The 14649-nt window shown below is 67.7% G+C and carries 9 protein-coding genes; all 9 read right to left on the bottom strand.

From position 1 onward, the window contains the following. Positions 1-143: 143 nt before the first annotated feature. Positions 144-2795: a lantibiotic dehydratase gene (locus VXC91_RS17580; protein ID WP_329508204.1), complete on the bottom strand. Its 2652-nt coding sequence runs from the start codon at positions 2793-2795 to the stop codon at positions 144-146. Positions 2796-2888: 93 nt separating this feature from the next. Continuing rightward, entirely contained in the window at positions 2889-4508 is a 1620-nt protein-coding gene (locus VXC91_RS17585; protein WP_329508205.1) for a SagB family peptide dehydrogenase, read from the bottom strand. A gap of 102 nt (positions 4509-4610) precedes the next feature. Next, a complete protein-coding gene (locus VXC91_RS17590; protein ID WP_329508206.1) occupies positions 4611-6560 on the bottom strand; it encodes a TOMM precursor leader peptide-binding protein in 1950 nt (649 codons plus the stop codon). A 161-nt stretch (positions 6561-6721) separates the two neighbouring features. Next, entirely contained in the window at positions 6722-6895 is a 174-nt protein-coding gene (locus VXC91_RS17595; RefSeq protein ID WP_329508207.1) for a hypothetical protein, read from the bottom strand. Positions 6896-7000: 105 nt separating this feature from the next. Next, positions 7001-8983, bottom strand: coding sequence for a TOMM precursor leader peptide-binding protein (locus VXC91_RS17600; protein WP_329508208.1), 1983 nt, complete (start codon positions 8981-8983; stop codon positions 7001-7003). Positions 8984-10072: 1089 nt separating this feature from the next. After that, positions 10073-10426, bottom strand: coding sequence for a flavin reductase family protein (locus VXC91_RS17605; RefSeq protein ID WP_329508209.1), 354 nt, complete (start codon positions 10424-10426; stop codon positions 10073-10075). Positions 10427-10594: 168 nt separating this feature from the next. After that, positions 10595-11461 (bottom strand): dioxygenase family protein, encoded by an 867-nt coding sequence (locus VXC91_RS17610; protein WP_329508210.1) that lies wholly within the window; start codon positions 11459-11461, stop codon positions 10595-10597. A 53-nt stretch (positions 11462-11514) separates the two neighbouring features. Beyond that, a complete protein-coding gene (locus VXC91_RS17615; protein ID WP_329508211.1) occupies positions 11515-12582 on the bottom strand; it encodes a maleylacetate reductase in 1068 nt (355 codons plus the stop codon). A gap of 400 nt (positions 12583-12982) precedes the next feature. Further along, positions 12983-14605 carry a 4-hydroxyphenylacetate 3-hydroxylase N-terminal domain-containing protein gene (locus VXC91_RS17620; protein WP_329508212.1) on the bottom strand — a complete coding sequence of 541 codons (1623 nt, stop codon included), beginning with the start codon at positions 14603-14605 and terminating at the stop codon, positions 12983-12985. Between the last annotated feature and the right edge of the window lie 44 nt (positions 14606-14649).

A 14649-nucleotide genomic window follows, 5' to 3' on the forward strand; every position in this document is an offset into this window, starting at 1 on the left:
CAGACGTGCCACCAGCGGCCGCACACAGTGGACCAGTACCGGATTGGCGTTGGCGGCGTAGAAGATGTGGAGGCTGATCCAGCCGTCGCTGTCCGGCTCCGTCTCGATGTGCTCGCCGTCGCCTGCGTCCTGATCGCCGCCCATCACCGCTCCGTATCCGTTGCGTTGTGTCCGTTGAGTTCGACCGTGAGCTCGGTGACGTACCGGTGCCGGTCGTCACGCAGCCACAGTTGGTCGGGGCCGGGCAGCATCTCGGTGAGCGTCACCGCCGAGTCGCTCTTGCGGACCGCGGTCTCCAGCAGCCGGACGCACGCGTACGAGTCGAAGTCCACGTACTGCGGTTTGCGTTCACCGCCCAGGCTCGCGAACACATGGCGGGGCAGCCCGGCCGTCCGCTGCCATTCCCGCCAGGCCAGGAACCACTCCTGATCCGACTGTCCGGCCGTCACGGGCGGAAGCCGGTCGGCGGCGAACCGCCAGGACTTGCGCTGGAGCACCACATTGCCGAGCCTGACGCGAGGCAGGGCGCCGCTGCGCCCCTTCGGGATGCCGGTGCCCTCCCACACGTCGAGCTGGACCATGGTGGTGCAGGAGAAGTTCAGCAGGACCTGCTGCACCTCCGGCAAGGCCATCGGGAGCAGAAAGCCGAGGTAGACGGGGATCACCTCGACGCCCAGTCTGCGGGAGCGCAGGAGCAGCCGGTCGGTTGCCGCTTCGTGCTCGATGACGAGGTCCTCCACCGGGATCTGCTGGTGTGGCGGCCGGAAGCTGGTTTCTCCGGGGCAGACCACCTCGTAGGGCGTGACGACCGGGTGCAGGTTGAGGTTCGTCGCGTCGTAGCCGCCCTTCAGTTCGGCGAACACGGCTCCCTTCGGTACGACGTCGTCCAGCGCCTGGCGCAGTGATGCGGTGAGACCCTCGTCGAGGGAGTGCGCGAACCGCGAGAAGAGCAGCGTGAGTCCGGAGTAGATCCGGTTGACGATCACCAAGGGATCCTCGGCGCCGTTCTCGGCGAGCTGGAGGAAGAAGGACAGTGAGCGCAGGCGTTCCGGCCTGGGCAGCAGACCCTCCACGGCGGCCAGGAAGTCCTCGTCCAGCTCGATGTCGGCGTCGGTGGCGGAGGCGGTCCGGTACCTCAGGCTCATCTCCTGGGCCACCGCGGCCCGCGCACGGTCGATCGCCGCGATTTCCTCCTGCCGGAACCAGTTGTCGTACGTACGGAAGTCGGTGCCGTCGAAGCGCTGATGACGCATCAGCCGCTTGTTGTAGTTGTTGTAGAAGTCCTGGTTGAACTGGTGGGCGAACGACAGGAAGTCCTCGCAGCGCCCGCCTTCCCCGTAGCGCGCCCGGAAGAATCCCTTGGTGACGATCCTGCGCACCAGGTTCCCGTCGAACGCCGGGAGAATCCGGGCCAGTTGTTGCAGCCCGGGGGTGAGCTGCCGGCTCCAGGTCGAGGCGTCACCGGTCACCGCCAGCCCCGGCAGGGTGGTGTCCTCGTAGACCAAGGTGCGCAGCACCGGTGTGTCGTCGCGGCCCAGGAGGCGGTGCGTCTGCGCCACGGACTCCTTTATCTGCGCGAGCAGTTCACGTCTGCGGCGCACTTCGGCGTCGGCGAATCGCTCGACGTCCGAACCCATCCGCTCAACGAGTGCCGCGGTGTCGTCGGCCCAGTCCGCTCCCAGGCGCAGCAACCCCCTGCGGTACGTGGCCACCGGGTCCGGATCGTGGATGTCGATGTGCAGATCCGGAACGACGAGCAGGCCCAGCCTGAGCAACTGGGCCAGATACCGTTCCACTTCCTGCTCCGACCGCGTCGTGTCCATCGCGCACAGCTGCCGTACGGCATCGCCGAACCGCAACGTCATGCCGTCGCCGAACAGGGCGAGCACATCGGCAAGGGCCTCCCCGCTGGGCAGGAAGAAGAGGCTCTCGTGGACGGCGTCCAGGGTGACCGCAGCATCCGCGTTGCCATCGGCGCCGCGCAGCTTGCGCAGGTAGCGGACCTGGTCGCGGTGTATCTGTGTGCCACTGGTGGCTCGGACGGGCAGATCACGGCGGACCTGTGGGTCCCCGGTCAGCAGCTCCGAGAGCCTGGCGAGCAGCGCGATGTTCAGCCGGGTGCTGCCCCGCTTGTCCCACCCGCGCACGGACGCGGCGAGCGGTCTGCCATCGGCCTCGGCGAAGACGCCCGCGGACACCGCCGTCAGGGTGCTGAACGGGCTGGTCTTGCATGCTGTGCGCAGCAGGTACTCGAGGAGAGACCGTTCGATGCGCCGTTCCCGCTTGCTGAGCGGGCCGTCGGCGCGTCGCAGGTAGTCGTCCAGATACTCGTCGAGCGACGGGGACGACAGCTGGATGCCGTAGCGGAGGTCCGTCTCGATGGCGACGCGGCGCAGTTCCTCTCGGGCCGCGGTGATCTCCTCGCTCAGGATGCCGGAACCGGTCCGCAGCAACTCCTCGAGCCGCTGCCGGTCGGCCGACCACGCGCGCAACTCGGTGAGTTCGTCGGTCGGCAGTAGCGGCTCGGCCGCCGTCAGGCCTCGCGGGGCACGGGCGTTGAAGACGTCTCGGCGTAGATTGATCAATGTGCGTCGTGCCGCCGGATCGTCGAAACTGCGCGCCACACGTTCCTGCAGCGAGTCGGCGAGCCGGGCTCCGCGCTCGCGCAGCCGCTGCCGTGCGTCGAGCACGTCGTCCGCCCATGTCGCGCTCGCCGGAGTGGCCAGCGCGGCTGCGGTGTCGAAGGGCAGACCCCCGACTCTCAGCATGAACCTCGGCAGCAGGTGCCACGTCACGCGCTCCATGCTCTCGTGAACGGGCGGGGTCGCGGCCGACGCCGTGCGGGGCGTCGTCGATGACAGCGCGCTGGTTTTCACGGTTCAGCCCTCTCAGACCAGCCGATAGTCGAAGTCCGCGCTGTCCGCGCGTTCGTGGCCGAGCAGTGCGTAGAGGAAGGTTCGCTCGTCTCCGTCGTCGAGGCCGACCGCCTCGTCGATGGCGATGTTGTCGAAACCGAGTACCACCCCGCAGCCGACGCCCAGCGCGGCGGCGGCGGTGTAGGCCACCTGCGCCAGTGCGCCCACCTCGGAGTTGAGGACTCGATAGCCGCGGCTGCCGTAGGCGTCGAGCGCGCTCCGCAATCGCCCCGAGATCGCCAGCACGGCGCCGACCTGCTCCAGGTTGTAGTTGCTCAGGAAGTAACTGCGCTGCAGCTTCTCGGCGAGCGGCATCTCGCGTACCACCCGCAGCCGGTGACCGGCGGCGTCATAGCGGTAGGTGCCGCTCGGCAGGCCGGTCACCCGGTTCGCCAGTACGTACAGACCCGTCAGCCCGACGTCGTCGGGCACCACGTCCGAGAGGTAGCGCTGCCCCGACACCGTACCCGCCAGAACGGTCGCCAACTCGTCGAGGCGCAGGGGGCGGGAGCGCGTGAACGAGCCGAAGCTGGTCCGTCGGGAACGCAGCGTCTCCCCGACGTCCTGGCCGAGTCGGTCGGTGAGCAGCTCCGGCAGCTCGACCTCATCGCCCCTGACGGGCGGGAGTGGTACGAGGCGGCGCGCCACCGAGGGCTCCGGACGCTCACGGCGGTCTGCCAGGACCGCCCGGTGCACCCGCTCGATCTGCTCGAAGGCGCGGGTACGGGCCGATCTCTCGAAGCTCGGACGGTCGATCAGGCCGCCGTGGTCCGCCGAATCGGCAGAGCCGGCCACGCGGTCCTCAGGCGGGCCGAAGGACAGTGGGACCACGGCCAGCACGCTCTCCTGGTCGGTTTCGAGCCCGAGCAGCCGGTTCAGCCGCTCGTCGTCGAACCACAGCACGCGGGTGAGGCGTCTGCCCGTCCCCCGCGCGATCAGCTCCCAACTGCCCAGCAGGGCGCCGGCATCCTGTGTCACCACGTGATAGCAGAAGTTGTTGTACTTGAAGGAGTTCTTCCAGAAGCGCACGGTCACCACGAGGAAGCCGTCCGCCCTCTCGGTCCCGGCCCCGGACTCGCACGCCGCGCGCACCTCGTCGGAGAGGTCGCCGACGAGCAGTCGCTCGAAGCTGTGGTGTGCCGTCGAGTAGTGGTAGACGCCGGGGGTCAGCGGGCTGCCCGGCCCGGCCACCCAGTAGACCTCCAGCGGGTACATTCCGCCCCCGGAGGCGGTACCGCGCCCCCACAGCGCCTCCGGGTAGAGCACCCGCGCATGGCTGTCCTGGTTCCAGCTCACCCGCAGCCTGCGGTCGAGCACGCCGTACGACAGCCGCAGCAACGCGGCGAGCGAGTCGGGGGTCCAGGGCGGCCCTTGGCCGGCGGGAGGTTCGCCGAAAAGCACCTCGGCGGTATCCGCCAGCGGCAGACCGATGCCCGGCGGGAGCGGGAAACGCCGCACCCCCAGGTAGGTCTTGTGCCGGGACGGCTGGTCCGCATAGTCGGGGCTGAAGCCGACCGGCTCCATCGGCTCCCGACCACGCCGGAACACCGACTCCACATAGTCGCTCACGACCTGCGTCCGGTTCTCGGACACGGGATCTCCTCCTTCGGTCCGCGGGCGGGCCAATGTGACAGGCGGGACGCACGACCGGGGTCGGCGCCGCGGGGACGGCTCAGGGAACCCGACGGGAACGGCTCAGGGGAACGGGTGCGGCCTGCGGTTCAACCCCGTGGGACCGAATCCCTCGTCACGGGCGTGAATCTCGGCCAGTGCGCCGTCGAGGTAGGCCTGAAGCCGCGGGTGGCCCAGCACGCGCTGCCGCTCCCAGCCGAAGTCGATCGGCACCAGTCCCGGGGCCAGCACGCACAATGTGCGAATGCCGGTGCCGTCCTGCTCCGGGCAGGTCTGGTCCACCGCCACGACGTCACTGCCGGCATCACGCAGCCGTTCCATCACGAACCGCGCGTCATCCGCCAGATCCAGGGTCTCGGGTCGCTGCGCGAGCCAGGAACCGTACAGCTCGTCCATCGACCGGGGCGGTGCCGCGTCCAGCAGGAAGTCGACCGTCGACGCCATCTCCGGCATGCCGTACAACAGCGCGTGCTGGGTGAGTTCATGCACCCTGTTGTAATCGGTGACCATCTCGCGCAGGTCAGGCAGTTTCGCCTCCACCCGTTCGTCCATCCCCGGGATGTAGGACGCGGTCTCCGCGATGGCCGCGCGCACCGCCTCCACGGGGTCCAGGCTCGCGCCGGCGGCGAAGCACAGCCTGCCCAGCCCTCCGTCGAGCCGCTCCGCGACCGCCATCACGGCGGGCACCGGGATGTCGACGCGCATGTCGAACAACCGCATCCGGTACCCGAGCCGTGCCACCCGCTCCAGTACGAACTGAACCTCCTCGTCCACACAGGTCGCCGGATCGATCTCAGGCAGTTTGGCCCCGCCGTACCAGCACAGCAGGAACGCGTCGCGCTCGATGAGTTCGAGCATGCCGTGCAGCAGCGCCTCTTCGACGCTGCTGCCGCTGGCACAGCCGTTGGAGGACTCCTGGACGAACTTCCGGTCCGGGCGGCGATCCAGATAGAAGACGAGTTGTTCGGGCACGAGCAACGGCCGCTGTTCGCCGAAGGAGTAGCCCCACACCCAGTGCGTCTGGGCGTCCGGGTGATACGGCTGGTAGTACTCGGTGTGTCCGGTGTAGAACTCCGGAAGGTACGAACCCATCGTCGTGGGGTCGAGGGCGTCCGGCCCCAGTTCGCGGTAACTCGCGTATATTGTGGACTCTTTGGCCCGCGGAAACTGACCCGCGTACCGCTCCAGGCCCTCCAGGATGCCGTACCGCTCACTACCGGCCGAGCTCTGCGACTGTCCGCTCCACCACATCTCGTGGTAGTCGTACTTGCTGCGGACCCGGAAGTACCCGCTGACCGGCAGAGTCGCACTGGACTGATACACGCGGCGTGCCGTACTCGCCAGCGCTCCGCACACCTCATTGACCAAACCCGCGGTCGGCAGGGTCAGATCCGCCGCCGACGCGCCCCGGTAGCTGGTCGGACCCGTCTTCGGTCGTGGGCCTAATGGGAGCGCCGCGCCCTCGGCGGTATCCGGTACCGGGGTGGCGCACCACTCGCACTCCGAGTCGGCGATCAGATCATGGCGGTCGACCGTCAGGTCGCGGGTCCGCAGTGCCACGATCCGCCCGATCCGCCGGTCGCCGGAGGCGATGTGGCCGTCGGCCGTCTCCGCGTGCACGATCTGCGCGATCTGTTCCAGGGCGAAGGGCGTGAGCGAGGAGTCGTCACCCGCCACCCACACGTCCGCGCCGTCCTCGATCGGCCGGCGCTCCTCGACGGGGCGCAGCGACAGCCAGCGGCGCTCCAGGCAGCGTCCGCACGGCTGGCTCGTGCCGTCGCCCCGGTGCAGTGGCCCCATCAGCACCCACCCGCCGTACAGGCGCACCGGGTAGACCAGACCGTCAACCGCCGGCGTCGCGCCCGGCGCGGGGCGCTCAGGAAGGCCGAGCATGCCGACGTCGACCGTGACGCCCGCACCGGTGCACCCGGCCAGATAGCCGCGGACGACGTCGATCATCCCAGGGCCGTGGGCGACCGTCGCGGTGGTCACCGCGCTCAACTCAGCATTCATCCGTCCACCCGATCGATGAGAAGATGGGGGTGTGCGGCTGCTTGTCACTTCTCGGACGGGGACCCTCTTGCCGACGGGGACCGTCTTGCCAAGCAGCCGCACTTGTCAGCCGGAGTGCCGGGTCCGTGGCAGGTGCCCACCGACCCGATCAGTCACCGACGTCAGCTGGTGCTGGAAGAGCAGGAGCAGCAGCTGCTGGTGGAGCAGGAGCAGCAGCTGGAGCAGGAGCAGCTGGAGCTGGACCACGCCAGCTCGACGGACTCGTCCGTCATCTCCTCGATCTCGAACGTCGCGCTCTCCAGAACGCTCAGTTCGTCCTTGAGCTCAGCGGACATGGCGATCCTCTCTTCGGTGGGTTGTGCTCTGGTTGTGCCCCCCGGAACGGGTGTTCCGAGAACCGTGGCGCGCCTCAGGTGGGCGCGGACCAGCCCACTGCCCAGCTACTTCGCAGCGAGCAGGATCGTGCCTGTGATCATTCCGCGGACTGCCCGCAGGTCGATCGTCGTGGTGTCGACGAAGAGAACGCGCGTGCCGTCGGCGTCCAGCCGGGCGAGCGCTTCGGACATCGGCACCCCGGGTCGTCCGAAGGACCACTCGGCCTTCGCGTCGCCCTGGGCAAGTGTCCTGGGGTCGAAGTCCGCCATCAGCGGGTCGCCGAGGTCCATGGGCGCGCCCTCGTGATGCCGGCCGACCGCGAGTCCTACGGCGTCCCGCACCGCCGTGCGTACCGCGGCGCGCACCGACAGCTGCGAACCGATCGCCCAGTCCATCGCCCCATCGGCGCCCTCGACCACGGCGAGAACGGCGAAGGACGGTACGGCACCGGGCAGCGCGTACACCCGGGCATGCCGGCCGATGGGCCGGAGGCTGCCCAAGGCGAACGATGTCTCGTCGTCTCCGCCCAGCCACTCCTCGGAGAGCGGTCGGGCCGGTTCGCCGCCGCGTATCGCGCGGACGAGTCCGCGATACGCGAGCGCCGAGCACAAGCCGCTTTCTTGTACGTCCTCGACGGTCCAGCCGACGGCCGCACCCGCGGGGCTCGGCTCGAACATCTGCCGGGAGTTGGCCGGTGACAGCGGGTGGACGGCCGCGACCGGCACCTGCCACCGGCTTTCGTCGTGCAGCGACACCGCGGACGCCACCGGGCCCGCCGACCACCCGTCAGGGGCGGGCAAACCGTTGAAGAGGTCGAGCCGTTCGGCCGGAACCACATCGGCAGCGTCCGGAAGTGCTCCGTCCGGCAACCCGACGGGGCCGAGCCGTCCCACGTAGCAGGCGACCGCCGACTGCACCGAGCGAGTGCGGGCGACGAGGGCCGTGTCGATGTCGAACGCGACGATCTCGCGCGCCTCGTCGGTCAGGGAACCGGGCGACCCCAGCCGCACCCGGCCCGTCTTGAGCGGTATCTGCCGGATCGATTCGTCGGTCCATCCCGACATGAGGCCGAATTCCGGGGAGACCAGAACAGCCGCGCGTCCGTAGGCGTCGCTGTCGTCCGTGGGCGGGCGCTGGACGTCGTCGGACGGCACCCGCTCGTGGCGCAGCGGGCAACCGGGATGGGGCAGCACGCGTTCCCGACGGGACTCAAGCGTGGTCAGATCCTGGATCACGACGTGCCGCTCGTCGTCCATCTGCAATTGACCGGTGCGCAGCCGGAAGATCTCGAACGCCAGGGCGTTGCCGACCATGGACTGTGCCATCGGGCTGCCGCTCGGGACCTCGGTGCCGGTCGGGCCGACAGCCAGTCCGCGCCAGAAGTCGGCCATGCGACGAGGATCGGAGTTGGCGGACAGGCGAAGTTGTGCACACACCCAGCACGGCTGCTCTCCGGGTCCGGAAATCGGACCTACCACCATGCGGTTCGGGTCGGCCACCACCGGGAGCAGTCGCGGGCCTTGGGGAACGCCGCGCAGGCGTCTGGTCAGATCGAGCAACGCGGTGCTGCCCGAGCCGTCAGCGACAGCCACCACGATGTCAAATGCCGTCAGATCCTGAGGGGTTGATGGCAGCACGACCACGTGCGCCGGTGCGCTCGCGTCGGCGAGCCTAGCCGTCTCGCTGTCGAAGTCCCGTCCCCACGCGGCGTCGTCCAACGACACCTCGGCCAGCCCGTTGCGCAACAGGCCACGTACCGCTGCTGCCGCGACGCCACCTGGTGGGCCGCTGACCAGGACTCGGGATGAGCGGAAGCGGGCGAAGAGCTCCTGCGGCGTCCGCTGATCCGCGTGCATGAAATGCTCTACGAAATTGATCTGCGGCGCGAACAAATCCAATATGCCGGCCGGCAGCGTCCGTTCGTCAGGGGGCGGGACGGCACGAGCGAAACCTCTGTCGAGCAAGGTGCGCATCAGGCCGATGGTGGTTTTGCGTCGCTTGTCGTTCAGGCCTTCGCATAATTCCCCGATAGTGTGTTCGCCGGTCATTCGAGGACCGAGGACAGACATCCATTCATAGGCGCCGACGCCTTTGATGACGCAAGAACTCTCTGAACTTCTGAGATAGATACCGGTATCGACTCGAAGGAATACCACGTCATTGCGTAAACGGGGTCTTATGTCTGCCAGGGGTGCACTCTCGACCGTTCGCATAGCGTCCTCTCGCAGGATCGTACGCCGACGGTGGGGCAACGCTACCCGCGTCCACCGGGGAGGATTGCGCGGCCTCGCTCGGGACGGCGTCAACACTCCGTGCCAACTTCAACGAGCGGTGCCCGATTGGACCGCTTTGGGAATCGCCGGTGGATCATGACGGTACAGGGGCCGGTTCGCCACCGCCACCGTTGCATTTCGCGCCCCGCTGGCGGAGCATTCGAGGGCCCATCGGGCCAGTTTTTGATCTTGGTTTGCTGAACGATGCATGAAGTCCGACCGAAATCCCCGGCAATCCGCGATCAAGGAAACGCGATCGACTTGAGCAAAGGCGTCGTGTAACCGACGGTAGCTCTAGCAGTTTGCTCCAGCCCCATCCGGAATGATGATTCCGCATGCAAAGGAGCCACCAGGCACATGGATCACCGGCATTGGGCTACCAGCGGTACCGCCGTAATGATCGACAACCTCCGGTGCGGCGAGCCTCGGGATGCAGGATGAGCTTCGCCTCGGACAGGGCTCGCCCTCCGGGCGGCTCCCGACCGCCCGGCCGACCACTCGTGCCGAGCAGCCAGGGTCCTCGTACTCGTCTCCGGCGACTGCCCGGGACGAGCGACGCCATCAACCCTCTTGGTCGCCAACTGCCTTACAAACCAGTGCCGTTCGGCGACACATGGGTGAATTCGTCAGTGGTGGATCCAGCCGGCTGCTGCCGATGAGCGCTGTGGACAAGGACGATCCCCGCCCGCAGGCCGCGGCGGTGGTCGGAGTTTGAACTCTTGGACGGCAGGCCGCATTGCCCCTCCTCCAGTGCAATGGCGATCATTCGGCGCTTTCGCCGTCCGACCGAGGGCCGGGCACCGAAGGCCGGGACTTCGACGGCCTCACACCCGCCGACATGACCGGATGAGGCCGCCGATGCCCTCATGTCATGACGCCGAACGCGCCCGCGAAGTACACCAGCGGCCGGGCTTCCACCTGGTGCTCGAAGTGTCGGACGTCGCCGACGAAAATGGTGTGGTCCCCTCCGGGGTGCGCCGCCGACACATCGCACACGACGACGGCGATGGCGTCCTTGAGCACCGGAACACCGTGCTCCTCGCTGACACTCACGCCTGCGAACTTGTCCTTCTTGGAGGCCGCGAAGTTCTTGGCGAGCGCTTGACCGCCTTCCCCGAGGATGTTGACGGCGAATCGTCCGTGCTCGGCGATCGCGCTACGAGTGAGTTGCAGCGTGCGCCAGTGCCCATGAATGACGGGGAAACTGATGTGATCCATGCAGCAAAGCGGGTGTTGCGTGTGTTCCGGGTGGTGGTGGCGGCGGGTCGATGCCGCAGCCGATCCACCAGGTCCCTGATCTCTCTCGAGGGCTGTACGCTCCGGTCGGCCGGAAGCCTTGCCATCGGAAACCGCCTTTCACCACAGGCAACGCTCACCGACGAGGGCTCAGCCCTGGTCGGGGGCGAGAACGAAGGTGTGCCGCAGCGAGGTGTAGGGCTGGTCCGTGCGGTCGCTGTATGGTCCGGTTCCGGCTTCGTGGGAGGCGAAATCGACCACGAGCGAGTCCTTGACGCCGAAGACCGGGTCCTGCCCCAGGTAAGGGTCGTCGGCGGGAAACAGCATCGTCGTCACCCGCTGGAAGCCGGGCGCGTCGATGACCACGTGGACATGAGCGGGGCGCATCAAGGACCGGCCCGAGGCCCGCATGAGCTCGCCCACCGTTCCGTCCCCCGGAATCGGGTAGCTCGCCGGACGGATGGAACGAAAGGCGAAGCCACCCTCGCCGTCACTCCGCAGCAGGGCGCGCATCGCGGTCTCCTGCAGACCCGGGACATCGACGTCGTAGTGGCCGTCGGCGTCGCTGTGCCACACGTCGACAGCCGCGTCGGCGACCGGCTCGCCCATGTGATCGGTCACCAGACCCTCGAAGAAGAGCGGGACACCTGTGAGGCCCGCGGAGATGTCCGCGGCGTGCGAGTGCTCCGGCCGGTCCTCGCGGAAGTAGGGGCCGAGGACGCTGTTCTCGGTGGCCACCGACTCGCGCTGGTGGTTCAGCGCGTCCACCAGCATGGTGACGCCCAGGACATCGGAGAGGAGGATGAACTCCTGCCGCGTCGGGGTGCACAGGTGACCGGTGCGAGTGAGGAAGTCGATACCGGTGGCCCACTCCTCTTCGGTCAGTCCTACTTCGCGGACGAAGGCATGGACGTGACGGACGAGCGCCTCGAGAATCTTGGCCGTACGGGGGTCCTTGACGCCGTCCAAGGTGGCGATCACCTCATTGGTAATGGTTTCACTGTCGAGGTCACGCATGAGGGGGCTCCCTGGTGATGAAGTTGTTGCGGTGGAAAGTGCGCAGGAGAGGATCAGACTGCGGGGCGTTCGCCGGCCCATGCCCGGGTCAGCAGCGCCCTGGCCGATGAGCGGTCCACCGGGCGCGGATTCCAGTAGGCGTTCTGAACGATCAGGTCGGCTGCCTGGTCGATCCCCGCTTCCGGCATGCCCAGGTCCCTCAAGGCGCGGGGGGCACCGAGTTCTCCGACGAAGTCGAAGAGAGCGGCCGCTGTACCGCCCTCGGAGCCGGGAAGCGTGCGTGCGACGCGCTCGACGGCATCGGGCGCGGCTGCCGCGTTGAAGGCGAGGACATGCGGAAGCACCACCGTGTGCGTCTCGGCATGCGGCAGATTGAACGTGCCACCCAGGACATGACACACCTTGTGATGCAGCGCCATCCCGACCGACCCGAGGCAGGTACCGGCCAGCCAGGCGCCGTACAGTGCCCCGGCGCGTGCCTCCGGGTCGTCCGGGCGCCCTATCACCGCCGGCAGGGAACGGATCAGTGCGTCGACCGCCTCACCGGCCATGAGGTTCGCGATGGGGTCGTGGTCCTGTCCGTAGAGCGCCTCCACCGCGTGCGCCAGGGCGTTGACGCCGCTGACCGCAGCCACGGCGGGAGGAAGCGTCAGCGTCAGGTCGACGTCGTACACCACGGTCCTGGGGAGGACCTCGGGCAGTCGTCGCGTGGTCTTGCGGCCGCCTTCGGTCTCCCCGAGGATCGGCGTCATCTCCGATCCCGCGTACGTCGTGGGCAGCGCCAGTTGCGGAAGTCCGGTCCTGACCGCGATGGCCTTGCCGAGACCGATCGTGGACCCTCCTCCGACGGTGAGCACGCCATCGGCCTTGACCGACTGGACGTACGCCACCGCCTTCTCCGTGACCTCGACCGGTGTGTGCATGGTCGCCTCGGCGAAGTGCCCGACCATCGCCGCGCCCATGAGGTCACCCATCTCGGCAGCCTGCGCCGCCTGGTTCAGGGTGGACAGCACCACCATGCGCTCGCAGCCCATGAGCACGACCTCGTCGGGGATACGGCTGCGTGTCCTCCTACCGAACACCACCTTGGTGACTTGTCCCCGATGAACGAACGCCTTCATCCGAATTCCTCACTCTGACACCGACTCATGCCTTCCGGGAGCCGTAGCGTGGGCGGGCCCAGCGGTTCCTGTCCGCGTCCAGCGGCATCCCACCCCACTTCCGACCCCGCGCCGCCTACTCACCACTCCCGACCACCGAGTCGAAATGACCATCCGCTTCGCCAACTGCGAGCAGATCAACAGCGCAGTCGGCCCGCCCGCAACGGCCTGTCCCAGAGCCAACGCCCCAGGCCGACCAGGCCCTTGCGCACCGTCAGGCACTCACACTGCCCACAACGTGACAACGCCCGTTGAGGCTCCGGACCGCGTTCATGGAAGGACACCTGAACCGTCGGCGGGCGAAGCATGCTGCCTATGTGCTCGGCCGCGGGATCTTGCGAGCCGAGCACATCGGTGGCGGTTATGCGTCCTGGGTCTTGATGTAGTCGGGCTGATCCTTGTCGTCCAGCGAGAAGCCCTGGTTGGCATCGGCGGCCCCAGCGCGCGCAGGCTCGCCGGCGACGGAAGTCACCGAGCCGAACAACTCCTTCCGCTCGGCGACGGCGCGTGCGGTCATCTCGTCGGACGTGCCGAGACCGATTGCCTCGCGGGCCAGTTCGGTGATGGAGCCGCCGGGGTCGGTCGAGATGCGCTGCATCGTCAGCAGCTTGATGAGGAACAACGGCGTGCCCTGGAACCTCTCGAACGACCTGAAGCGTCCGGCCCAGTCGCTGAGGAACCGGTCCTGGACGAACTTGAAGAGCCGCACCTTGTCGTGCGCGCTCAACGTCGAGCCGTGGAACATCTCCAGAAGCCTGGTGCCGATCTCGGGAGCCTCGAAATCCTTGTCGCTCGGCGACAACACCGCTGAGCGGCCGCACATCTCCACGAGCTTCTCCGTCAGCCGGCTCACATTCTCGAGGTAGTGCGCGCGGCCGAAGTCATAGAAGATGTTGTTCGGCTTGCACAGCCCCCTGGGCGTCACGAACGCGGTCGCCTCCGAAGCGATGGTGAAGGCACGCAGCGTCTCGTGGAAGCGGACGAGGTCGGCGATGTCGGATCCCACGACCGGGTGCTGAAGCGTTCCCGTTGTCTGTGCGACGAGGACCGCCAGTCCGGTCATGAGCTCCGCGTTGACGATCATGTGGTGCAGGGTGTCGGCGTGCTCGAAATCGAACGTACGCTGCGCATACAACCTGGAGTGATCGACGTCGCCCAGGTGGTAGATGTGCTCCCACGGGATGAGGACGTCATCGAAGTACGTCATGGAGTCGAGTTCGTCGCCGAGGCTTGACAGCGGCCGCTCGAAGGCGGACTCGGCGGGTGTGGCGTTGGAACGGCGTCCCACGTGCGTGATCTTCGGGTGGTTCACGGGGACGCTCGCCCAGATGATGTGCTCCGGTTCTGTCCCGGGCTTCACTATGTTGCCGAGCAGTATCGTGTCGGCAAATATGACCGCGGTGGAGACCCCCTTCCAGCCTTCGACCACGATGCCTTCGTCATTGCGCTCCTTGACGCGGAGCATCGGGTTGCGTGCGGCCGCCTCGGGGTCCGAGCGGTCGCGCTGGACATCGTTCAGCAGGGGGACCGTCCAGAGGTCCGCGTCACGGTTGGCCTCAAAGTCCGCGATGATGTTGCGGGCGAGGTCGACGGTCGCGGGCGTGTCCTTGGACAGCTCAGCCCAAGGGGCGGTGTCGTCCACGAGGGCGTACCAGTTGCCGTTGTTGCTCTGGGGGAGGCGGCCGAACGCGCCGCCGCCAAAGCTGCGGATCACCTGGTTGGCGTAGTCGCGCCGTCGTTCGAGGTCGTGCTGGTTTCGCGGATACAGCCAGCCGATCGGGCGTCGCGTGCCGTCCTCGTCGACGAAGGTCAGGGAGTCCTGGTTTTCGGGCTCGTGATGCAGGTCATAGAAGCGCGCGGCTTGCGCGGCGTAGCCACGGGTCAGAGGATGCGTTGTCACATCCTCGATGCGCTCACCGTCGATGATGACGTTGCGCCCGTCACGCAGATTTTCCAGGTACTCCGAACCGGTCCTCATGGTCATGCCTCCAGTTCTCCAGGGACGCGGCTCATCGTCGCGGTCACGGC

Source organism: Streptomyces chiangmaiensis, from assembly GCF_036281785.1.
In the GTDB taxonomy this organism is placed as follows: Bacteria; Actinomycetota; Actinomycetes; order Streptomycetales; family Streptomycetaceae; genus Streptomyces; species Streptomyces chiangmaiensis.

Coding starts and splice junctions, on each gene's coding strand:
- VXC91_RS17590 (WP_329508206.1), bottom strand. CDS start 6,560: ATGAATGCTGAGTTGAGCGCGGTGACCACCGCGACGGTCGCCCACGGC.
- VXC91_RS17595 (WP_329508207.1), bottom strand. CDS start 6,895: ATGTCCGCTGAGCTCAAGGACGAACTGAGCGTTCTGGAGAGCGCGACG.
- VXC91_RS17600 (WP_329508208.1), bottom strand. CDS start 8,983: ATGACCGGCGAACACACTATCGGGGAATTATGCGAAGGCCTGAACGAC.
- VXC91_RS17605 (WP_329508209.1), bottom strand. CDS start 10,426: ATGGATCACATCAGTTTCCCCGTCATTCATGGGCACTGGCGCACGCTG.
- VXC91_RS17610 (WP_329508210.1), bottom strand. CDS start 11,461: ATGCGTGACCTCGACAGTGAAACCATTACCAATGAGGTGATCGCCACC.
- VXC91_RS17615 (WP_329508211.1), bottom strand. CDS start 12,582: ATGAAGGCGTTCGTTCATCGGGGACAAGTCACCAAGGTGGTGTTCGGT.
- VXC91_RS17620 (WP_329508212.1), bottom strand. CDS start 14,605: ATGACCATGAGGACCGGTTCGGAGTACCTGGAAAATCTGCGTGACGGG.